The following is a 20799-nucleotide window of genomic DNA, read 5'->3' on the forward strand; positions in this document are numbered from 1 at the left end:
CCTGCGGTCTCCCAGCCATCGGGCATCATCAGCGGTCTACAGGACAGGGAACTTCTTCATGAGCCATCAGCACACGGTGGACCCGGCGGCACTGGTGACCGCCGCCCGCGAGGGGGACGCGGCGGCCAGGGACGCGCTGGCCGGCGCGTACCTGCCGCTCGTCTACAACATCGTGGGCCGGGCACTGAACGGTTCGGCGGATGTGGACGACGTGGTGCAGGACACCATGCTCCGGGCGTTGCACGGGCTCGGCGGTCTGCGGACCCCGGAGAGCTTCCGCTCCTGGCTGGTGGCGATCGCCATGAACCAGGTCCGCGCGTACTGGCAGAGCCGCAACGGCGCGCCGGGCGCACTGGAGGAGGCCGGACAGGTCGCCGATCCCGGAGCCGACTTCGTCGGTCTGACGGTGACGCGTCTGCAACTGTCCGGGCAGCGTCAGGAGACGGCGCGCGCGACGCGGTGGCTGGAGCCGGAGGACCGGGGCCTGCTGTCGCTGTGGTGGCTGGAGTGCGCGGGGGAGCTGACCCGCACCGAGGTCGCCGAGGCCCTGGAACTCTCGCCGCAGTACGCGGCGGTCCGGGTGCAGCGGATGAAGGCGCAGCTGGAGACGGCCCGCATCGTCGTGCGGGCGCTCGACGCGCAGCCGCCGTGCGGGGAACTCCGCAACGTCCTCGCCTCGTGGGACGGGCGGCCGTCGGCCCTGTGGCGCAAGCGCATAGCCCGGCACGCTCGTGACTGTCTCCGTTGTGCCGGACTCCGGAGCGGCCTGATGCCCGCCGAGGGCCTGCTGGCAGGGCTGGCGCTGGTCGCGGTGCCCGTGGCCCTGCTCGCGTTGTGGCCCGCGCGGGACGGGATGGCGCCCGCCGCCGCCTCGTCCCCGCTCGGCGCGACGGCGGGCGACGGGGCGATACCCGCCGGGCCCGGCCGGCACCGTTCCCCGGGCGGCCGGAACGGGGGCGGCCGGGGCACTTCGCGCGCCGAAACACGCAGGCGCCGGCGGACCGTCCGGCGGCGGGCGGTCGGTGGCGCGGTCCTGGCGGCGTGCGTGGCCGGCGGGGGCCTGTGGTACCTGTCGCTCGGGCCCGGTACCGGGAGCGACGACGAAGCGGCGTCGCGCACCTCGGCGGAGCCCGTCACCGATCTCGCGGCCCCCGGGACCCGGCCCACCACGTCACCGTCGCCGTCCGTGTCCCCGTCGCCCTCGCCGTCCGCGAAGAGGAGCGCCTCGGCCACCCCGAGCCGGACGCCGAAGAAGCGCCTCCCACCGGCGCCGAGGAAGACGGCGACACCGCGGGTTCCGAGCGCCTCCGCCTCCCAGCCCGCGCCCATGAGCACCTCCGCCCAGGTCGTCGCCCTGGTCAACAAGGAGCGCGGGGCCGCCGGATGCGGGCCGCTCAAGGAGGACCCGCAGCTCACGGACGCGGCCAGGAGCCACTCCGACGACATGGCGGCCCGGAACTTCTTCGAGCACACCAACCCCGACGGGGCCGACCCCGGACAGCGGGTCACGGAGGCCGGGTACCGCTGGTCGACGTACGGCGAGAACATAGCGCGGGGCCAGCAGACACCGGCGTCGGTGATGGAGTCCTGGATGAACAGCCCCGGCCACCGCGCCAACATCCTCAACTGCGACTTCGAAGACATCGGTATCGGGATCCACCAGGGCCCCGGCGGGCCGTGGTGGACGCAGGACTTCGGCGCGAAGCCGTGACGGGCCGACATCCACGCGCTCACGGCGGACGGCGAAGCAGCGGACTCCCCTGTGTGCCACAGTCTGCTCTTCGACAGGAGCACCTTCGCGGACCTGTCGCAGATGATCTACGACATGCCCGCGGAGCGGGATGCGGGCCTCCTGCGGACCACGATGTCACCGACGGGGAGTTGCGGGGCCGGTGACGGACAGCGGACCCTGGGGGGAGAGCCACTCTCCGGGATCGGGACCGGGCCGGAGCCCCCTTGCGACGAGCGCGCCGGTTCACCGGCGGGCAGGAGGTACCAGTACATGACGGCACCGGACCCCGGGCTCTTCGGGCCCGCATCGGTCACCTGGCAGCTGCACGGTGACCCGATGATGTGGGTCGCCGGCGTGCGTGCCCTGTACCTCCAGGCGCTCCACCCGCGCGCGGTGCGCGGCGTCATGCAGCATTCCGACTTCCGCGAGGACGCATGGGGCCGGCTGATGCGCACGGCGGACTTCGTCGGAACCATCACCTACGGCACCACCGACGCCGCCGAGAAGGCCGGCGCCCGGGTCCGGAAGATCCACCGGCTCCTGAAGGTCACCGACCCGCTGACCGGCGAGACCTACGGAGTCGACGACCCGGACCTCCTGCTGTGGGTGCACTGTGCGGAGGCCGACTCCTACCTCCAGGTCGAGCGGCGCTCCGGCTACCCGCTCACCGGCGCGCAGGCCGACCGGTACGTCGACGAGCACCGCACCAGCGCCAGGCTCGTCGGCCTCGACCCGGCCGGCGTACCCGGGACCGTCGCGCAACTGGCGGCGTACTTCGAGCGGGTCCGGCCCCAACTCGCCCGCTCCCAGGATGCGCTGGACGTCGACGACTTCCTGTGCCGGCCGCCGGTCCACCCCCTGCTGGTCCCGGCGCGCGCCGTGCTGTGGCGTCGCGTCGCGACCCTCGCCTACCAGTCGCTGCCGCCGTTCGCACACGAGTTGTACGGCAGACCCGCACCGCCGGTGGCCGTCGTGGACCGCCGCCTGCGCACCACCGGAACGGTCCTGCGCGCCATTCCCTCGCGGCTGCGCCGGCGACTCCCGCCCGGTCACGTTCTGAAGGCGATGGCACGACTCGGGCCCGGTAGCCGCCCCACCCCGTACACACTGAAAAGGCAGGCAGCCATACTGGACGGGCCGGGGAGGGCGCAGCAACAGTAGGCGGAGCGACGGGGGCGACAGCAGGGATGGCGGAAACCAGGCTGATACAGAGCCGGTACCGACTGCTCGATCTGATCGGGCGTGGCGGCATGGGCGAGGTGTGGCGTGCCCGCGACGAATCACTCGGCCGTCAGGTCGCCGTGAAATGCCTCAAGCCGATGGGCCCGCAGCACGACAAGGACTTCACCCGCATCCTGCGTGAACGCTTCCGCAGGGAGGCCCGCGTCGCCGCCGCCCTCCAGCACCGGGGCGTCACCGTCGTCCATGACTTCGGCGAGCACGAGGGCGTGCTCTATCTGGTGATGGAGCTCCTCGACGGCCGCAACCTCAGCCAGCTCCTGGAGGACAACAAACAGCACCCGCTGCCGGTCGACGACGTCGTCGACATCGCCGAACAGGTCGCGGACGCCCTCGGGTACACCCACCAGCAGGGCATCGTCCACCGGGACCTCAAGCCCGCCAACATCATGCGGCTGGCCGACGGGACGGTGAAGATCTGCGACTTCGGCATCGCCCGGCTGGGCCACGACATCTCGGTCACCTCCCGCCTCACCGGCGTGGGCATCGCCATGGGCACCCCGCACTACATGTCGCCTGAGCAGATCAGCGGTGGCCAGGTCGACCACCGCAGCGACCTCTACTCCCTGGGCTGCGTGCTGTACGAGATCGCCACCGGGGCGCCGCCGTTCGACCTCGACGACGCCTGGGGCGTCCTCGTCGGCCACCGCGACACCCCTCCCGAACCCCTGCGCACCCACCGGGCGGAACTGCCCGGCTTCTTCGACCGCGTCGTCCTGGAACTGCTCGCCAAGACCCCCGAGCAGCGTCCGGTGGACGCCGGTGACCTCCTCCGCCGTATCGCCGTCGGACGCACCGGCGGACAGCCACACCTGGAACCCACCGGCAGGGTGCTGCTCGCGCCGCCGGCCCTCGTGGCCCTTCCCGGCGCCCAGGCCGCCGCCGCACCGCCCCTGCCGGCCTGGACGCACGGCATGACCAGCGGGCACAAGGCGACCGGCGTCGCGCACCTCCCGCCGGAGCCGATCGACCACTCCGCGGGCCTGACCGGCGAATGGACCACCGGCACCGAGCGGCCCGCCGGCGCCGCACGGCCCACGCCGGCGCCGGACCTGCTCTCCACCCTCGCCAACCGCCACAGCGCCGGCCTCAACCTCGGCAGGCTCGGCCACTGGGAGGAGGCGGGAGAGGTTCACCGGGCGGTCGCCGCCGAACGCCGCAAGGCACTGGGCCCCGACCACCCGGACACCCTCTCCAGCCGGTACGAGGTCGGCTTCACCCTCAGCCGCACCGGCCGCGCGGCGGACGCGCTGCGGGAGTTCGGCGTCGTCGCCCAGGGACGCGAACGCACACTCGGCCCCGATCATCCGGAGACCCTCGCGGCCCGCCAGGAGATGGCGTACGTACTGGGCCAGCTCGGCCGCCACTTCGAGGCCCACCAGCTCTACGCCGCCGTGCTCGCCTCCCGGGAACGCTCGATGGGGCCCGACCACCCCGACACCCTGCGCTGCCGCCACAACCTGGCCTTCAACCTCAGCAGGCTCGGGCGGCTGGAGGAGTCGTTCGGCATGGCCCGCGACGTGGCGAACGCACGCGCCCGCCTGCTGGGCGCCAACCACCCCGACACCCTCGTCACCCGTTACGAGGTCGGCTACACCCTGGGCCGGCTCGGCCGCTGGACGGAGGCCCTGCAGACCTACCGGGAAGTCGTCCGGGCCCGGTCGCAGACGCTGGGCGCCGACCATCCCGACACCCTCGCGGCCCGCTACGAGGTCGGCATCAGCCTCGGGCGCCTGGGCCGCAGCGCCGAGGCCCTGGAGCTCTACCGCGCGCTCGTCGGGGACCGCACCCGGGTCAGCGGCCCCGCCGACCCCGAGACGCTCCGGGCCCGCCACGGGCTGGGCGTCAACCTGGGCCGGCTGGCCCGCTGGGAGGAGGCGCTGGCCGAATCCCGCGAGGTCTGCGCAGGCCGCGAACGCGTGCTGGGTCCCGACCATCCCGACACCCTGGTCAGCCGCCGCGAGGTCGCCGTGGGCCTCGGCTGGCTCGGCCGCTGGGCCGACGCCCTGACGGTCTACCGTCAGGTCGCCGAGGCACGGACCCGGGTCCTGGGCGCCGACCATCCCGACACCCTCGCCGGCCGCAACGACGAGGCGCACTGCCTCGAGCAGCTCGGCAGAGGCCCGGAAGCGGTGGACCTCTACCGGCAGGTGGCGGCGCTGCGGCAGCAACGCGGCATCCCGTCGCACTGAACCCGGCCCACCGGCGGGAGCCCCAGGGGCGCCCGCGGTGCGGCGTTCGACGGGCCGGCCACCCCCTGGCCCGGACCGCGCGCCCGTGTTACCAAGGGGCATGCCCGTACGAGACAGCTATGACGCAGTGATCGTGGGCGGCGGCCACAACGGCCTGGTCGCCGCCGCCTACCTCGCCCGCGCCGGACGGTCCGTCCTGGTCCTGGAACGGCTCGGCACCACGGGGGGAGCCGCCGTCTCCACCCGCCCCTTCGCGGGGGTCGACGCCCGGCTGTCGCGCTACTCGTACCTCGTGTCGCTGCTCCCCTCGAAGATCGTCCGCGATCTCGGCCTGGACTTCGCCGTACGCAAACGGACCGTCTCCTCCTACACCCCGGCCGTTCGCGACGGACGTGCCACCGGACTGCTCGTCGCGGGCGACCGCACCCGCGACTCGTTCGCCGCGCTCACCGGGTCGGACCGGGAGTACGAGGCGTGGCAGCGCTTCTACGCACGCACCGGACAGGTCGCCGGGCGGGTATTCCCGACGCTCACCGAGCCGCTGCCCACCCGCGAAGCGCTGCGGGAGCGGATCGGCGACGCGGACGCCTGGCGGATGCTGTTCGAGGAGCCCATCGGCGTCGCCGTCGAGGAGAACTTCGAGGACGACCTCGTCCGTGGTGTCGTCCTCACGGACGCGCTCATCGGCACCTTCGCCGACGCGCACGATCCCTCACTGCTCCAGAACCGCTGTTTCCTCTACCACGTGATCGGCGGCGGAACCGGTGACTGGGACGTCCCCGTCGGCGGCATGGGCGCACTCACGGACGCCCTCGCGGGTGCGGCGCTGGCGGCCGGTGCGGAGATCCGCACCGGGCACGAGGCGATCGGCATCGCCACCGACGGGACGCACGCCGAGGTGACCGTGCGGACGGAGGACGGCGAGTCCACCGTCGGCGCCCGCCGCGTCCTGGTCAACGCCTCGCCGCAGGCGCTCGCCGCACTCCTCGGCGACGAGCCGCCCGTACCGGCCGAAGGCGCCCAGCTGAAGGTGAACATGCTGCTCACCCGGCTGCCCCGGCTCAGGGACCGGTCCGTGGACCCGCGCCAGGCGTTCGCCGGAACCTTCCACATCGCCGAGGGCTACGGGCAACTGGCCGACGCCTACCAGGACGCGGCCGCGGGCCGGCTGCCCGCCGCCCCGCCCTCGGAGATCTACTGCCACTCGCTCACCGACCCCTCGATCCTCGGCGCGGATCTAGCAGCCCGCGGCCATCAGACGCTGACCCTGTTCGGCCTGCACGCCCCGGCCCGCCTCTTCGCCGCGGACAACGAGGCCACCCGCGCCACCCTGCTCGAGGCCACCCTCGCCGAGCTCGACGCCCACCTGCAGGAACCGCTCGCCGACTGCCTGGCGCTCGACGCGAACGGCGCGCCCTGCATCGAGGCGAAGACACCGCTGGATCTCGAACAGGACCTGCGGCTGCCGGGCGGCCACATCTTCCACCGGGACCTCGCCTTCCCTTACGCCACACCGGAGACCGGCCGCTGGGGCGTGGAGACCGCCCACGCCAACGTTCTGCTCTGCGGGGCCGGCGCGGTGCGGGGCGGAGGGGTCAGCGGGGTCCCCGGCCACAACGCCGCGATGGCGGCGCTGGGCCGGTGACCGGAGCCCGTCACCGACCGAACGCGCCTCGCAGCGCGGCGATCTTGCGCGGCAGGTCGTACTCCGCACCGCCCTCGTGCCCGTTGTACGTGAACACCTCGATCTGCGCCGGACCGGCGTAGCGGTGGTACGCGGCGAACACGGTGGACGACGGGCAGATCTTGTCCATCAGTCCCACGGAGAACCACGCAGGAGCACTCGCCCGCGCAGCGAAGTTGACGCCGTCGAAGTAGGACAGGGTCTCCATCGCCTCGTCGATCCGGAAGCGGTGCCCGGACAGCCAGCGGGCGATCTCCGCGTACGGGCCGGCATCCGTGATCTGCGAGGCGCGCCGGTAGTGGCAGAGGAACGGCACATCGGCGACGGCGGCCGTGACGTCGTCGCGCAGTCCCGCCACGGCGAGCGCGAGGCCGCCGCCCTGACTGCCGCCGAGCACCGCGACCCGCGAGGCGTCCACCGCGTCATGGGCCTTCGCCGCGTCGACGGCCCGGACCGCGTCCGTGATCAGCCGGCGGTAGTAGTGCCGGTACGGGTCCTCGATGCCCCGGGTCAGGAAGCCGGGGGAGGAGGAACCGTTGCCGTCGGGGCCGATGTCCACCGTGTCGGCGGTGTTCTTGCCGCCGCCGCCCTGACCGCGGTTGTCCATCACCAGATGGGCGTAGCCGAGGGCGCTCCAGGTGAGCCAGGAGTAGGGGATGCCCCGGCCGCCGTTGTACCCGATGTACTGCACCACGGCGGGCAGCGGCTCCGGGCGTTCCCGGGGGAGCATCAGCCACGCCTTCACCGGCTGGCCGCCCCAGCCGCGGAACGTCACGTCGAACACGTCGACGGTGGCGAACCCGGCGTCGTACGGGACGAACGAGGCGTCCAGGTCGTGGCGGCCCGTCTCGGTGAGCGTCTTCGCCCAGAACGCGTCGAAGTCGGCCGGCTCCTCCGGCTCCGGCCGGTAGTCGCGCAGCCGGTCCAGGGGCATGTCGAACAGCAAGGGTTCAGCTCCTCTTCAGGGTGAGGTCGAGGGTTGCACCGTGGTGTGCGGTGGTGTCCGCGGTGATCCGGATGCCGGTGCCGGTCGGCGCCACGGTGATGCCCGGGTCGGCCGAGACGACGTTCAGATTGCGCCGGGCGAGGTCAAGGACGACGGAGGACCGCAGCTGGGTCGGGTCGGACAGTGAGACGGTCACCGTCTTCCCTTCCGGCCGTACGAGGACGGATGCCGGGCCGTCCGAGGTGAGCTCCTGCACGGATCCGGCGGTCCAGAAGTTCGCGGCGAGCAGCCCGTCAGCGCAGCGGCGTACCGCGTGCACGGCGGTGGAACGGGCGATCAGTTCCACCGGGGGAGCGGCCGAGAACTGCTTCGTCCGCTCGGCGGAGGCGGCCGGGGCCTGGAGCCAGAAGTAGCCGGCCCCGTCCGGTGCGGACCCGTGGTCCTGCCACAGCGTCAGATACGGGCGGGTCACGGAGGTGTCCGTGCCGTACTTGAGGTTGATCTCGCGCCAGGTGGCCGTCCGCTCCTCGCGCAGCCCGTGCAGGGTGACAGGTTCGGGGAAGACATAGCCGCCGGTCCCTGCGAGATGCAGCCACCGCACCTTGTCCAGCTGCGCCGACCACCCGGTGTCCGCCCCGGCGGCCTGACCGTTGACGAGGAGCGCCGCCGCCGGGTCCCGCAGTTTCCGGTTCTCCACGATCGTCTCGGCGGTCCCCTCCTCGGCACTGATCCCGGAGCCGACGCACGCGATGACGTCGTCGAGGCAGAACCAGCTCTTGAGACCGTGCAGCGAACTGCCGAACGCCCGCAGTTCCATGCCGTACGCACCGAGTGTCGTGCCGGGCAGCGCGGCGCCGCCGGCCCAGTCGGCGGTGCTCGTGGTGCGCTGCCCCGCGGCATCGGCGGGCCGGCCCGCGAGGACGGTGGTGCCGGGCAGCCGCGCGGGATCGACGGTCGGCCAGTAGTCCTCGCTGTAGTGGCCGAGGTCGTCCGTGTACAGGAGCACCATGCCGTCGGAGAGGTGCCAGGCGTGCAGGTTCTCGTTCTGGATCGACTCGTAGTTGTAGATCCGCGACGAGTACGCCGAGATCCCGAGGGCGAACGAGGGCCGGTGGTGGGCCGCCTTGTCCATCCGCGGATGCTGCTTGTGGGCGACCAGCGGGCCGCGGGCCGGCACCGGCGAGGCGATGACGTTCCGGGCCGCGACGAGCGAGGCGAGGTCGGTGACGGCGAGGAAGTCGCGGTACGTGTCCTCGGCGATCCACTGCTTGACCAGGGCGGTGAACCGGTCGGCGGTCTCCCCGGGGAAGCTCGGGATCAGCCGCACCACGGCCTCGATGACCGTCTGCGCGGAGGCGTGGCCCTGCTTGCTGGGCCGGGCGATCTCGCGCCCGCAGACCGATGCCATCACATCGCCGCGCGCCAGCAGCGGATCGAAGCCCTCGTCCACCCAGAGCCGTACGTTGTCGAGATCGGGGTCGGTCACCGTCCACGAGGTGCCCGCGAGGAGGTTCAGCAGCCGGGACAGGTTGTTCAGCAGTTCCTTGCCGTAGCCGCCGTTGTACGGGTGCTTGTAGTGCTGGAGGAACGAGCCGTCGGAGTAGAAGCCCTCGCCCGTGCCCTCGGACGCCGCACTCGCGTCGTTGAAGGCGAGGACGCTGTTGGCGCCCGAACCCTCGACGTCCGAAAGAGCGTCACGGACCCGGGCGAGGTCCTCGCCGCTGTCGCGGAGCACCGCGTTCACGGCGACGACGGTCGAGATCCACACCCGGTTGGCGCCGGTCGCGATCTGCCGGTCGGCCCGCCAGAGGTTCGGGTCGGGCGTGTAGCCGCGGACCGCCGCGTTGATCCGGTCCAGCCGCTCCGTACCGAGTACGTCGTACAGCAGCACGGCCGCGTCGTTGAGGGCGAGCGCCGAGCCGATCTCCCAGTCCCAGTCGTTGTCGAACCGCGCGTGCTCCGGCCCGTACCGGTGCGTCAGCATCCAGTCGATGCCGGCCAGGAGCAGGTCGCGGAGCGCGGCGTCGCCGTACTGGACGGTGCCGGGGACGGCCCACGCCGTCGCGACGGTCGCCAGGCGCTTGAACGAAGTCGTCACATGGTTGGAGAGCGTGGTGCTGGTCAGGTCGGGGAACAGCCCGTCGGTACGGGCCGGATCCAGGCCCTTCCCGGACGTCGTCGCGGCCTTGGCGATGCGGGCGACGGCGGCGGCGATCCGCGCGTCCGCGAGGTCGAGACCGGGGCCGCCGGTGAGCAGTGTGTGCCACCGGGCCCGCAGCGAGGCTGCGTCGTCGACCGGGACCGCGGCGCGCGCGGTGCCTGCCGTGAGCGTGAGTGGCAGGGCGGCGGCTGCGCCGAGCGCCGCCGCACCGGCGAGCACAGTGCGGCGGGTGGTGCCTCTGGTGGTGCCTGGATTCATGATGCGGCCCTCACAGAAGGTGTCGGCGGTCGACGGCCGCGGCGAGCGCCGCATGGCCGGAAGGACTGGGGTGGAGCCCGTCGCCGCTGTCGTACGCGGGCAGCATCCGCTCCGGGTGGTCCGGATCGCGCAGGGCCGCGTCGAAGTCGGCGACGGCGTCGAAGACCCGGCCGGTCCGCACGGCGGCGTTGATGTGCTGCCGCACCGTCTCGAGCCCGGGCGTCCAGCGGGTCCAGCCGCCGAACGGGGCGATGGTCGCGCCGACCGCGCGCAGACCGGCGTCCCGGGCACGGAGAACCAGTTGTCGGTAGCCGGCCAGGACGAGTGCGGGGTCCATCTGGCTGGGCGGCTGCTGGAGGTCGTTGACCCCGAGATGGATCAGCACGGTCCGCAGCCCGGGCAGGGACAGCACATCGCGGTCGAACCGGGCCTGTCCGCCCGGCCCGAACCGGGCGTCGTCCAGCAGCACACGGTTGCCGCTGATCCCGAGATCGGCGACCGCGGCCCCGGGCAGGCGCCGGGCCAGTTGGTCGGGCCAGCGCAGATCGGAGTCGTCGGGTGTGCCCACGCCCTCCGCGATGGAGTCGCCCAGCACCGCGACCACCGGGCCGTGTGCGCCCGTCACCTCGACACCTGTCAGCAGGAACACCGAAGTGGTGCGCTCCCCGTCGACGTCGTGCGAGGCATGGGTGTTGCGGTGGAAGGACAACGGGCCGGTGGGGCCCGGCAGTTCGGTGCGAACCGTCAGCAGGGAGCCCTCGGGGGCCCGCAGCCCTCCGACGGCGTCACTGGTGAGCGAGGCGCCCGCGGCGAGCCAGGCCTGCCGCTGCCCGCCGAACGTCACGGATCTGCCGTCCGCGGTCACCGGGCCGATGAGGACCGGCACCGTTCCGAAGGCGTGGCCGTAGCGCAGCCGGACCTGTCCACCGGCCGACAGCCGTACGTGCGCGGTGAAAGTGCCCTGTGTCAGACCGGTACGTGCCACCGTGTCGGTGGGGGTCGGCGCGGTCTGCGCGGTCGCCCACGACGTCGCCCAGCGTGAGCGGCGGGCAGCGCGGCCCGTTCCGTCGGCGGCCTGCGCGCCCGGCGCCGTCGCCACGACCGCGGCCAGCCCGGCCGCCGCCGTCAGTACCCCGCGTCTCGCGGGCCCGGGCCCGCTCACTGGGGGCACGCACCGGTCGGGGCGTACTCACTGCCGTAGGTGCCCACAGCGTCGCCACCGGTGTTCCCGCTCATCGTGTTCGTGCAGACGGGGCCCTGCGGGGTGCGCATGAACTTGATCCCGCCGCCGGCGTTGCCGGTGATCGTGTTGCCGTAGACGCTGGTGTCGATGCCGTCGGTCGCGGTGTCACCGCCGAGCCGGATGCCCGCGCCGACGTTGTCGTGGATGGTGTTGTAGCGGAAGATGTTGCCGCTGCCCCGCGCGTCCAGGCCCCCGGAGCTGGAGTCCTTCTGCTGGCTGCAGTCGTTGTACTCGACGTAGTTGTTGGTCGAGTTCTCCTTCACGTCGACGCACTCGTTGCCGCGCGTCGCGATGGTGTTGTGGTGGATGCGGTTGTTCCTGCTGACGTCGGCGGCCGCGTCGGGGGCGCCGTTCGCGCCCTGCTGCTCGGGGGCCGTGCCGAGGTAGATGCCCTCGCCGTTCTTGCCGCCGCCGCCGAACTTGAAGTCGGCGACGCCGCAGTCGGTGATGGTGTTGCCGGATATGTCGGCGCCGGTCACCAGATAGCGCACCCGCAGGCACTCGTCGGCGGCGTTCCTGAGGGTCATCCCGGTGATGCGCAGGCCGCCCACTCCGTTGCCGGGCGTCGTGCTCATGACATATACGAGCTTGAGGCGGTACCCCGTCACGTCGGTGGACGACCCGTGCAGCCCGTCCACCGTGAAGCCGCTCAGTGTCGTCGAATCGTGCTGCACCTGAATGATCCGGGCGTCGCCCGCCCCCTTCACCACGGCGTTCGCCGGGCCGGTGATCGTGACGCCGGCGCGCTTGGTGACGACATCCTGCTTGTACGTACCGGCGGCGAGGTTCACCACCGCCCCCGTCGGGGCCAGATCGACGGCCTTCTGGATCGTGGCGAGCGGGGAGCCCGCCGACGTACCGGAGTTGCTGTCGCTGCCGGCCGGCGACACGTAGTAGGCGGTGGCGGTGGCGGCTGCCACCGACGGCGGGGGGAGGACGAGCGGGGCGCCGAGGGCGAGTGCGGCGACGAGGGCGGTGCGCAGTGCGTGGCTCATGAGGCGTGCCTCCTGGGGTCGGCGAAGGACAGAGCGAGCAGTACGGGAATGCTCGGGCCGAGCAGCAGCGGCCCCAGCGGTACGACGAGGGAGAGGAGCACGGCGGAGACCACCGCACCGAGCAGGGCGGTGCCGCGGGCGGCCGAACCGAAGCCGAGCGCCAGCGCACCGCGTGTCCAGGCGCTGACCGTGCCGTCCGGCGCCTGGCCCGCCTCGGCGGCGAGCGCCACATGATGGATGACCAGAGCGGCCGCGATGCCCGCCTGCGCGGCGAGCAGGACGAAGCTCCATGGCTCCGAACGGCCCAGCAGATGAACGATGTTGGCGGCCAGCACGCCTCCGGCCGCCGTGGACACGAGGGAGTGCCGCCACAGCGCCCGCCAGTACCGCGGGAACGCCGTGAACGTGTGGACGAAGCAGCGGCTGTCCCCTTCGGCCCGCCACCGCTGGAGCCCGTGGGCCATCGCGGCGAGCGCGGGAAGCCAGGTCACCACTCCGAGCGACAGCACGGCGAACGCGGCCCCGGCGGCGGCCGGGTAGGCCACGAACTCCAGCCGGCGCAGCAGCGTCGGCCAACCGGACGAGAGGGTTGCCTGCATGATCAGCCGACCTTTCCTGTGTACGGCTCCGCCACGTCGAGGAGCGTCCTGCCGTCCAGCTCCAGCCGGGTCGCCGCCACCACCCATGGGGCGCCGCCGTCCGTGAGCAGCACGGCGGCCGCGTCGGCGTGGACACCGGTGCAACGGATCCGCCGGGCGACGGGGGAGAGCAGCACGGTCTCCGTACCGAAGGTCACGCCCTGGCCCTCCGAGCAAGGGACGCGCGAGGCGTCGGTGTCCGTGCCGGGCGCGATCGTGGTGAGGAACAGCCCGTCGGGTGACGGTTTCGACGTCGAACTCAGCGTGTGCAAAATGCGGGTGAGGCGAAGCTCCGGTGTGCTGGAGGTCGGATTGGCCTCCACCTCGGTGACCTTCCCGGTGACGCGGGCATCGGCCGGTGCGAACTGCCGCCACCGTGCCGAGGCGGCCCCGGAGCGGATCAGCCGGCTTCCGTCCTGCTGCGGCTCGGTGGGCCGGTCGGTCTGGAGCAGGAACGTCCACTCCCGTGCGGCGTCCGCCTCGGCGAGGTCCAGCAGGACCAGGCGCCCCGAGGGGGTGAGGACCAGCGTCCGGTCGAGCCGCCGTACCCCCAGCGCGGGGTCGTACATCGCGGCGATCTCGGCCGTGGAGTGCGCCCATCGGCAGTCGGCGGAGACCAGCACATCGCGTTGCCGGGCCTGCCGCTCGAAGGGGATGTCCCGGTACACGTGGTACCGGTCCTCGTCCGCGTACCCCTGCCCGTCCACCAGCAGCAGGTTGTGATGAGCGGCCCGCTTGCGGTTGCTGTATCCCTCGTCCACCGCAAGGAACGCACCCTGCGAGATCAGCACGAACGAACCCGAATCGGGGTGATGGTGCCCCTGGTTGAGAGTGTCCCAGCCCTTCTCCGCCCGGTGTTTCCCGGAGGCCTCCCATGCCCGGTGGCCGCCGCCCGGGCTGGCCTTGAACGACACCAGAGTGGCGTCGTCCTCCCAGCCGGTGCGCGCGGCCAGCAGGCCGAGGTCCGGGAAGAACGCCCGGGTCTCGGTGGGCCGGGCCGACGGCACGGACGGGTCGTACCAGAGGTATTCGAGGTAGGCCTCCGGCAGGATCCCCGGCCGCACCCCACTCTCGGCCGCCTCCTGCCACAGCAGTTCGCCCGATGCCAGATCGCCCATCCACTGGGCCTCGGGGATCGCGTACTGGGCCGCGAGCCGGTAGTAGAGCCCGGCGCTGTGGCCGCTGCGCCGGTCGTGGCAGTCGCCGTGGTCGACGTTGAACGCGAATCCGGGCGCCGTCTGGTGCAGCCGGTAGCGGAACGTACGGGAGAGGAAGCTGCCCCTGTCCCACCAGTCGATGCCTTCCGCCTCCTGCAGAAGATCCAGGTGGACGGCGAGGAAGGGCACACCGTAGCGCCAGTAGACGACGCCCTCGGCATGCGATCCGTCCTCGGGCATCAGGTCCAGGACGGTCCCGAGGTTGTCCTTCGCGCGCTCGGTCCACTCCTCCTTGCCCAGCACGTAGCCTGCCGTGGCCAGCCCCGCGTAACAGATCCAGTTGTGGTTCTGCCAGTACGACGACGACCACCATCTGCCCTCGCTCGCCACCGCGAACTCGTACATCCGCCGCCCCTGGAGCAGCAGTTTGTACCGCAGCAGCGCCTGTACACCCTCCGGCAGGTCGTCGCCGAGCCAGCGGTAGGCGAGGGCCAGGTGGTGCAGCAGCCAGCCGGCGTCCAGGTCGTGGTCCGGCATATGGGCCCTGCCCCAGTGCGGCAGCCGCACCGCGGCCTCGATCCAGCGCAGGCTCTCCGCCAGATGCGCCGGGTCACCGCCGGCCCGGTAGGCCAGGGCCGGGTTGGAGGCGGCGGGGCCGAGCCACGTGATGCTGGCCAGAGGGTGCGTACGGGGCGGGGTCAGCCCGCAATGGCGGGCAGCCTCCTCGTACAGCCGCACCTCCTGCGCGGGACGCGGGCCGGGCGGCGGGGTCGCCGAGAGAAGCAAGGGTCAGTCCTCCGTCCGGAAGGTCGCGGTACTGCCGTCGGCAAGCCGGACCGTCAGCCCGTCCGCGTCCAACTGCACGTCGGTCACCGCAGGCCCGGCCGACGCGGCCTGGTAGACCGAGGCGAAGGTGACCCTGTCGGTGTCGGCGGTGAAGTCCACCCGGGTGCGCATGCGTTGCGGATCGTCCGCCGTGCCGGGGCCCGGCCGGCTCACCGCGCGTACCGGAACGGCCGCCCGGTGCGTGTGCCAGCCGTGCAGCATCTCGTCGCCGTACCAGGTGGTGCGTACCGTGCCCGCTGCCTGGACCTGAACGTCCAGCGCGGAGCCCGGGCGCAGCTGAGCGCTGATGCGACGGGGCTGATCCGCCGCCACGGTGAGCAGGTCCACCAGACAGCCGGGGCCGGCCACGATCCGTCTGACCCCGCGCACACCTTCGTACGCCGTGGTCACCTCGGCGGTGACGGAGAGGCCGTCCGAGGCGAGCAGGGCTCCCGCGCACTCCGCCTGTTCGCGACCGTCCACACGGAACGCCGGATGGGCCTCGGCCGACGCGTACAGATCACGGAACTCGGCGTGGGCGTAGGGCACCTGGCCGGGATCGGGCTGCCACGGCGTGGTGTCGCCGTAGAGGTAGAGAGACAGTTTGTCGCGGTGACCGTGCGATCCGCCGTGCGGGCCGAAGTCCAGCAGGGCGTGGATGCCCGCGACGCGCAGCACCGCATAGCCGGCCGCGCCGAACAGTGTGAGCGCACCGGGCGCCGGGCGCTCCGGGAGCGGCGGCCCGGTGAACCAGCCGCCCAGTTCCCGGTCCAGCCCGTCGTCGCCCGTACCCAGCTCCGCCCTGGCCCGGCCGGCCACCGCGTCCAGCGCGGCTGAGGGCACCAACTGCTGTGCGAGAGCGACAAGTTCGAGCCACTCCGAAGCCAGCGGGTCACGCAGATACGGGCCGTCGTGCAGCGCGGGCAGGATGCCGCCCGGCGTGGCGATCGCCGCCAGCACGTCAGTCATCCTTGCCAGCACGTCCACCACATCCGCCGGGAGGGCCGCGGGATCGGTGCCGCGCAGGGCCAGCAGCGCCGCCCGCAGCACGAACCCGTGGTAGTAGGTGCTGCCTTCCCACTCCCAGCCGTCCTCGGCGACCGCGACCCGCAGATGCGCGTACAGCCCGCTGTCGCCCTCCAGCCACTCCTTGCCGCCGCCCCACTCCTGCCCGCGCACCGCCGCGGCCCCCCGCCCGGCGGCCACGCCCGCGGCGTTCAGCCAGGCGGTGTAGTTGGAGGCGAGCTGCCCCTTGCCGATCAGTACGGCGCGGGCATCGAGCGCCGCCCGCTCCAAGGAGTCCAGCAGCGGCAGCACCCCGGACAGGTCGTCCGTGCCGTCCTCGGCGAGCGTCAGGACGGTGTGCCCGATGTTCACCGCCCAGATCGCGTCGGTCAGTGCCTGGTGGAAGAGCCGGCCGCGCAGCATCCAGCCCTGCGCCTCACCGTGTGCCGCGGTGGCCAGCTCCTCGTACAGAGCGGTGTACTCGACGAGCCGTGCCACCGCCTCTCCGCGCTTTCCGCGGTGGGCGAGCACCCTCAGGTGCCGCGCCCACGCCTGGTGCGACAGCACCAGCCAGGCACCGCGCACCGCCTCGTTGTCCACCCGGCAGCCGTACGCGCACCGCGCGCCGCCCTCCGGGAACACTCCGCCGAGCACATCGCCGTGGTCCAGCTCCACCCCGTGCGCCGGGCAGACGTACGCGTGCCACCAGCCGCCGCGCTCCCGCGCGATCCGCCTCAACGCGGCCATACGCCACCGTCGATGTCCACCGTGGTCGCGGTGAGGAAGCCGGACGAGGGTGAGGCCAGGTGCACCACGGCCGAGGCGACGTCCTCGGGCGTGCCGGCCCGGCCCACCGGGATGCCCGCCTCCATCGCCTCCTGCGCCGCCGGCGCGGTGAACGTGTCGTGGAAAGCGGTGCCCTTGATGAAGCCGGGGGCGACGGTGTTCACCGTGATGCCGCTGCCGCCCAGCTCCTTGGCGAGGCCCTTGGTGAAGCCCCGGATGCCGGCCTTGGCGGCCGCGTAGGCAACCGAGCCGGGGCCGCCGCCGTTGTGCGCGGCCAGCGAAGACATCGTGATGACGCGCCCGGCGGACGACTCCTTCAGATGCGGCAGCGCCGCCCGCACCGTACGGAACGTCGAGGTCAGGTTGGTGTCGATGACCCGGTCGAAGTGGTCGTCGGACATCTCGGCGATGGTCGCCCGCCCGATCAGATGGCCGGCGTTGCAGACCAGGACGTCCAGCCCGCCGAGGAACCCGGTGGCCTCCTCGACCAGGCGGTCCACTTCGGCCGTCACCGTCGCGTCGGCCTGGAACGCCTTGGCCTTGCGGCCGAGCGCCTCGATCGCCGAGACCGTCTTCGCGGCCTCGTCGGCGGAGGAGTGGTAGTGGACGGCGACATCGGCGCCGGCCTCGGCCAGAGCGACGGCGATGGCGCGGCCGATACCGTGGCCGGCCCCGGTCACCAGCGCGCGGGAACCTTGGAGATCAGCAGACATGGGGGGTAACCCTTTCGGTATCCGGCCCTTGAGGACCGGGGCCGGTCACTTGAGACCGGCGGTGGCGAAGCCCTGCACGAAGTAGCGCTGGCCGATCAGGAAGAGAACGACCATGGGCAGGGTGGCGAGCGTGGTGCCCGCCATCAGGAAGTGCCACTGGGGGCCGTTCTCCGTCTTGAAGACGGAGAGCCCCACCTGGATGACCCGCAGACTGTCCGTCCGGGTCACCAGCAGCGGCCACAGGAAGTTGTTCCAGGACGATTCGAAGGTCAGCAGCGCCACCGTGATGAGCGCGGGCTTGACCTGCGGCGTCATGATCCGGGCGTAGATCCGGAACTCGCCCAGACCATCCAGCCGGGCGGCCTCCTCCAGCTCCACCGGCAGGTCCAGATAGAACTGCCGGAAGAGGAAGACCGCGAACGGGGTGACCGCACCGGGCACGATGAGCGCCCACCACGTGTCGAGCCAGCCGCTGCCGCCCTGCCCGAACAGGTCGTTCCCGCCGGCCAGTGGCATGAAGCGGACGATCAGGAACTCGGGCAGCACCTTGGTGTACGTGGGGATCATCAGGGCCGCGATGAAGAGGTAGAAGATGACCTCGCTGCCCCGGAACCTGATCCGGGCCAGCGCGTACCCGGCCATCGAGGCGATCAGCAGGTTGAGCACGGTGTGGCTGAACGCGATGATGAAGCTGTTGCGGGCGTACGTGGCGAAGGGCGCGGCCTTCAGCGCCTCGGTGTAGTTGCCGAAGTCCCAGTGTTCCGGCAGCAGTCCGGCGTCCTGCGACGCGATCTCCACCGGGGTCTTGAGCGAGGTCAGCACCATCCAGATGAACGGCACCACCATCAACAGGGAGATGACGGACAGCGTCGCATAGAGCGCGATCCGACCGGCTGAGACCGGCTTCCGCTTCACCTCGGGGCGGGGCGGCTGCGCGGCCCCGGGCTTGTGCAGCTCAGCTGTGGCCACGGGTACCTCCCATGATCCGCCGGTTGACCAGGGTGAAGCCCATCAGCAGGACGAACAGCACCAGGGACTGGGCGCAGGCGTAGCCGACACGGAATTCCCGGAAGGCGGACTTGTAGATCTCGTACGTCATCATCGTGGTGCTGTTGGCCGGCCCGCCTTCGGTGAGGATGTAGATCTGGTCGAACGACTGGAACGCGCTGATCATCGAGGTGATGAGCACGAAGAACGTCGCGGGCTTCAGCAGCGGCACGGTGATCGAGAAGAACTGCCGCGCCTTGGACGCCCCGTCCACCGAAGCGGCTTCGTACAGCTCCTTGGGCAGCGACTGGAGCGCGGCCAGGTAGATGAGCATCTTCATGCCGATGCCCTGCCAGACTCCGACCAGGATCACCGAGGGCAGTGCCCAGGTGGTCGACGAGAGCCAGGCCGGACCGTCGATCCCGACGAACGAGAGCAGGGCGTTGAACAGCCCGTTGCCCGGGTTGTAGATCCACAGCCAGACCAGCGCGATCGCCACCGTGGCGGTGACCTGCGGCAGGAAGATCGCGGTACGGAAGATGCCGCGCGCCTTCAGTCCGGTGTGCAGGGCGAGCGCCAGCAGCAGCCCCAGCACCATGCCGAACGGCACGGTGAAGAAGGTGTAGATGACGGTGTTGACGATGGACTTGCGGAACACCGCGTCGTCCAGCATCTCCCGGAAGTTGTCGAGTCCCACGAACTGCGGCGGCGTCAGCACGTCGTACTTCGTGAAGGCCAGGACGACCGAGGCGACGACCGGCAGGCCTATCCACAGGGCTGCGTGCAGCAGGGCGGGCGCCACCATCAGCATGCCGGCCCGCTGCCTGCGGCGCCCCGGACCCGTCGGGGTCCTGCCGGCACGCCGCTTGGCGGGCCGGGTGTTCTCAGGCGGGGAAGGCGGCCGCGCGGGCCGGGCCTTCAGTGCGGATACAGCTCCCACAGTGGCGCCTCACATCCGGCCGATGGCGGCCTCGGCGAGACGGCCGAGTTCCGCGATGGCGTCCTTCGCGGACTGACCGCCCACGATCGCCGGCTCCAGCGTCGGCTTGATCTTCTCGCGGATCTCCATCCAGGCCGCGGTGCCGCCCTCGGAGCAGGCGGCGCTCATGCTCTGGAGGGAGAGATCGACGAACTTGTTCTCCTTGACGTACCCGGACTCGTTGAGATCCTTGAGCCCCGGCACCGAACCGCGCTGCTTCGCGGCGCCCAGGATCGAGTCGGGGGTCGCGAGGTACTCGACCAGGGCACGCGCCGCCGCCGGGTGCTTGGAGCTCGCCGACTGGGTGACGAGCGTGCCGCCCTGGAGCATCGCCGGCCTGCGGTTGGCCAGGATGAACGCGCCGAGCGTGTCGTCCTTCAGCAGTTCCGGGTTCTGCTCACGGACCTGCTCCCACAGGGCGCTGGTCGTCATCATCATCGACGCCCTGCCCGTCTGGACGTTCGTCGGAGCGCCGGGGTCCGTCTTCTTGGCGTACTCGGCGGAGCCGTCCTTGATCAGGTCCTTGAAGAACTCCAGCGCCTCGACGCCCCGGCTGTCGGTGAACAGCACCTTCTTGCCGTCGGCACTGAACAGCTGACCGCCGTTGGTGAACAGGAAGGTCTCCCAGCACTGGCGCAGATCGATGGAGAACGGGTCGAAGCCGATCCGGCTGTCCTTCGTCAGCTGCTTCGCCACGGCCCGCAGTTCGGCCCAGTTGGCCGGAGTCTTCTTGATCCCCGCCTCGGCGAAGTGGTCCTTGCGGTAGACGACGATGCGGGTGTCGAGGACCACCGGCAGGGCGTACAGCTTGCCGTCGTAGCGCGACGGTTCCAGCACCCGCTTCTCGTAGTCGTGCGCGGTGGCGAACCTCTCGGGCAGCGGGGCGATCGCCTTCTTGGCGGCGAACGGCGGGATCCAGCCGACCCCCATCATCAGGACGTCGGGCAGCAGGCCGCCGGCCATCCCCGTGGTGATCTTCTCGTTGAGGTGCGCGTACGTGGTGTAGTCCACGTTCACCTTGACGTCCGGATACTTCTTCCGGAAGCCGCCGAGGATCTCCTTCTCCAGCAACGTCTTGCCGTTGGCGTTCTCGTAGATCGGGGTGAGCAGCGTGATCTCGCCCTCGGCGGGACCGTCGGCGGAGCCGGCCGCGGTGGAGCCGGTGCCGCAGCCGGAGAGTGCGGCCGCAGCCGTACCGGCGCCGATGGCAGCGAGCAGCGACCGTCGTTTGAGTTCCATTGGGCACCCCTTTTGAGGTG

At 71.7% G+C, this 20799-nt stretch carries 15 protein-coding genes; 4 read left to right on the forward strand and 11 right to left on the reverse strand.

Annotated features, from left to right (window positions below):
• Positions 1–58 precede the first annotated feature (58 nt).
• From ABZ434_RS19040 to ABZ434_RS19055, 4 genes are all read left to right on the forward strand, one after another.
• Positions 59–1711, forward strand: coding sequence for a sigma-70 family RNA polymerase sigma factor (locus tag ABZ434_RS19040; protein WP_359137737.1), 1653 nt, complete (start codon positions 59–61; stop codon positions 1709–1711).
• A 291-nt stretch (positions 1712–2002) separates the two neighbouring features.
• Positions 2003–2893, forward strand: coding sequence for an oxygenase MpaB family protein (locus ABZ434_RS19045; RefSeq protein ID WP_359137740.1), 891 nt, complete (start codon positions 2003–2005; stop codon positions 2891–2893).
• A 26-nt stretch (positions 2894–2919) separates the two neighbouring features.
• Complete coding sequence (locus ABZ434_RS19050; RefSeq protein WP_359137743.1) at positions 2920–5163, forward strand: serine/threonine-protein kinase; 2244 nt, start codon at positions 2920–2922, stop codon at positions 5161–5163.
• Positions 5164–5263: 100 nt separating this feature from the next.
• A complete protein-coding gene (locus ABZ434_RS19055) occupies positions 5264–6808 on the forward strand; it encodes an NAD(P)/FAD-dependent oxidoreductase (RefSeq protein WP_359137747.1) in 1545 nt (514 codons plus the stop codon).
• A 10-nt stretch (positions 6809–6818) separates the two neighbouring features.
• Here the strand turns inward: ABZ434_RS19055 and ABZ434_RS19060 are convergent, their stop codons facing one another.
• The 11 genes from ABZ434_RS19060 to ABZ434_RS19110 are packed head-to-tail and all read right to left on the reverse strand — an operon-like array spanning position 6819 to position 20779.
• Positions 6819–7793 (reverse strand): acetylxylan esterase, encoded by a 975-nt coding sequence (locus tag ABZ434_RS19060; protein ID WP_359137750.1) that lies wholly within the window; start codon positions 7791–7793, stop codon positions 6819–6821.
• Positions 7794–7797: 4 nt separating this feature from the next.
• Positions 7798–10212 (reverse strand): polysaccharide lyase 8 family protein, encoded by a 2415-nt coding sequence (locus ABZ434_RS19065; RefSeq protein ID WP_359137753.1) that lies wholly within the window; start codon positions 10210–10212, stop codon positions 7798–7800.
• A gap of 10 nt (positions 10213–10222) precedes the next feature.
• A complete protein-coding gene (locus ABZ434_RS19070; RefSeq protein WP_359137756.1) occupies positions 10223–11374 on the reverse strand; it encodes an SGNH/GDSL hydrolase family protein in 1152 nt (383 codons plus the stop codon).
• Positions 11371–12450 (reverse strand): right-handed parallel beta-helix repeat-containing protein, encoded by a 1080-nt coding sequence (locus tag ABZ434_RS19075; RefSeq protein ID WP_359137759.1) that lies wholly within the window; start codon positions 12448–12450, stop codon positions 11371–11373. The genes ABZ434_RS19070 and ABZ434_RS19075 overlap by 4 nt, the downstream gene beginning before the upstream one ends.
• On the reverse strand, positions 12447–13049 hold the full coding sequence (locus ABZ434_RS19080; RefSeq protein WP_359137762.1) for a hypothetical protein: 603 nt from the start codon (positions 13047–13049) through the stop codon (positions 12447–12449). Before ABZ434_RS19080 ends, ABZ434_RS19075 begins: the two co-directional genes overlap by 4 nt.
• Before the next feature lie 2 nt (positions 13050–13051).
• On the reverse strand, positions 13052–15031 hold the full coding sequence (locus ABZ434_RS19085; RefSeq protein WP_359137764.1) for a hypothetical protein: 1980 nt from the start codon (positions 15029–15031) through the stop codon (positions 13052–13054).
• Between the two features lie 3 nt (positions 15032–15034).
• A complete protein-coding gene (locus ABZ434_RS19090) occupies positions 15035–16822 on the reverse strand; it encodes a heparinase II/III family protein (protein WP_359137767.1) in 1788 nt (595 codons plus the stop codon).
• Positions 16810–17574, reverse strand: a complete 765-nt coding sequence (locus ABZ434_RS19095) for an SDR family NAD(P)-dependent oxidoreductase (RefSeq protein WP_219575394.1) — start codon at positions 17572–17574, stop codon at positions 16810–16812. Before ABZ434_RS19095 ends, ABZ434_RS19090 begins: the two co-directional genes overlap by 13 nt.
• A 45-nt stretch (positions 17575–17619) precedes the next feature.
• Positions 17620–18543 carry a carbohydrate ABC transporter permease gene (locus tag ABZ434_RS19100; protein ID WP_359137770.1) on the reverse strand — a complete coding sequence of 308 codons (924 nt, stop codon included), beginning with the start codon at positions 18541–18543 and terminating at the stop codon, positions 17620–17622.
• Positions 18530–19501, reverse strand: a complete 972-nt coding sequence (locus ABZ434_RS19105) for a sugar ABC transporter permease (protein WP_359137773.1) — start codon at positions 19499–19501, stop codon at positions 18530–18532. Before ABZ434_RS19105 ends, ABZ434_RS19100 begins: the two co-directional genes overlap by 14 nt.
• A gap of 9 nt (positions 19502–19510) precedes the next feature.
• Positions 19511–20779, reverse strand: coding sequence for an ABC transporter substrate-binding protein (locus ABZ434_RS19110; RefSeq protein WP_359137776.1), 1269 nt, complete (start codon positions 20777–20779; stop codon positions 19511–19513).
• Positions 20780–20799 lie beyond the last annotated feature (20 nt).

Origin of the sequence: Streptomyces sp. NPDC005761 (assembly GCF_040630635.1) — a bacterium.
Taxonomy (GTDB): domain Bacteria; phylum Actinomycetota; class Actinomycetes; order Streptomycetales; family Streptomycetaceae; genus Streptomyces.

Excerpts from the sequence above, each read along its gene's own strand:
- ABZ434_RS19040 (WP_359137737.1), top strand. The coding sequence starts at position 59 with ATGAGCCATCAGCACACGGTGGACCCGGCGGCACTGGTGACCGCCGCC.
- ABZ434_RS19065 (WP_359137753.1), bottom strand. The coding sequence starts at position 10,212 with ATGAATCCAGGCACCACCAGAGGCACCACCCGCCGCACTGTGCTCGCC.
- ABZ434_RS19055 (WP_359137747.1), top strand. The coding sequence starts at position 5,264 with ATGCCCGTACGAGACAGCTATGACGCAGTGATCGTGGGCGGCGGCCAC.
- ABZ434_RS19110 (WP_359137776.1), bottom strand. The coding sequence starts at position 20,779 with ATGGAACTCAAACGACGGTCGCTGCTCGCTGCCATCGGCGCCGGTACG.
- ABZ434_RS19090 (WP_359137767.1), bottom strand. The coding sequence starts at position 16,822 with ATGGCCGCGTTGAGGCGGATCGCGCGGGAGCGCGGCGGCTGGTGGCAC.
- ABZ434_RS19080 (WP_359137762.1), bottom strand. The coding sequence starts at position 13,049 with ATGCAGGCAACCCTCTCGTCCGGTTGGCCGACGCTGCTGCGCCGGCTG.
- ABZ434_RS19050 (WP_359137743.1), top strand. The coding sequence starts at position 2,920 with ATGGCGGAAACCAGGCTGATACAGAGCCGGTACCGACTGCTCGATCTG.
- ABZ434_RS19075 (WP_359137759.1), bottom strand. The coding sequence starts at position 12,450 with ATGAGCCACGCACTGCGCACCGCCCTCGTCGCCGCACTCGCCCTCGGC.
- ABZ434_RS19045 (WP_359137740.1), top strand. The coding sequence starts at position 2,003 with ATGACGGCACCGGACCCCGGGCTCTTCGGGCCCGCATCGGTCACCTGG.
- ABZ434_RS19095 (WP_219575394.1), bottom strand. The coding sequence starts at position 17,574 with ATGTCTGCTGATCTCCAAGGTTCCCGCGCGCTGGTGACCGGGGCCGGC.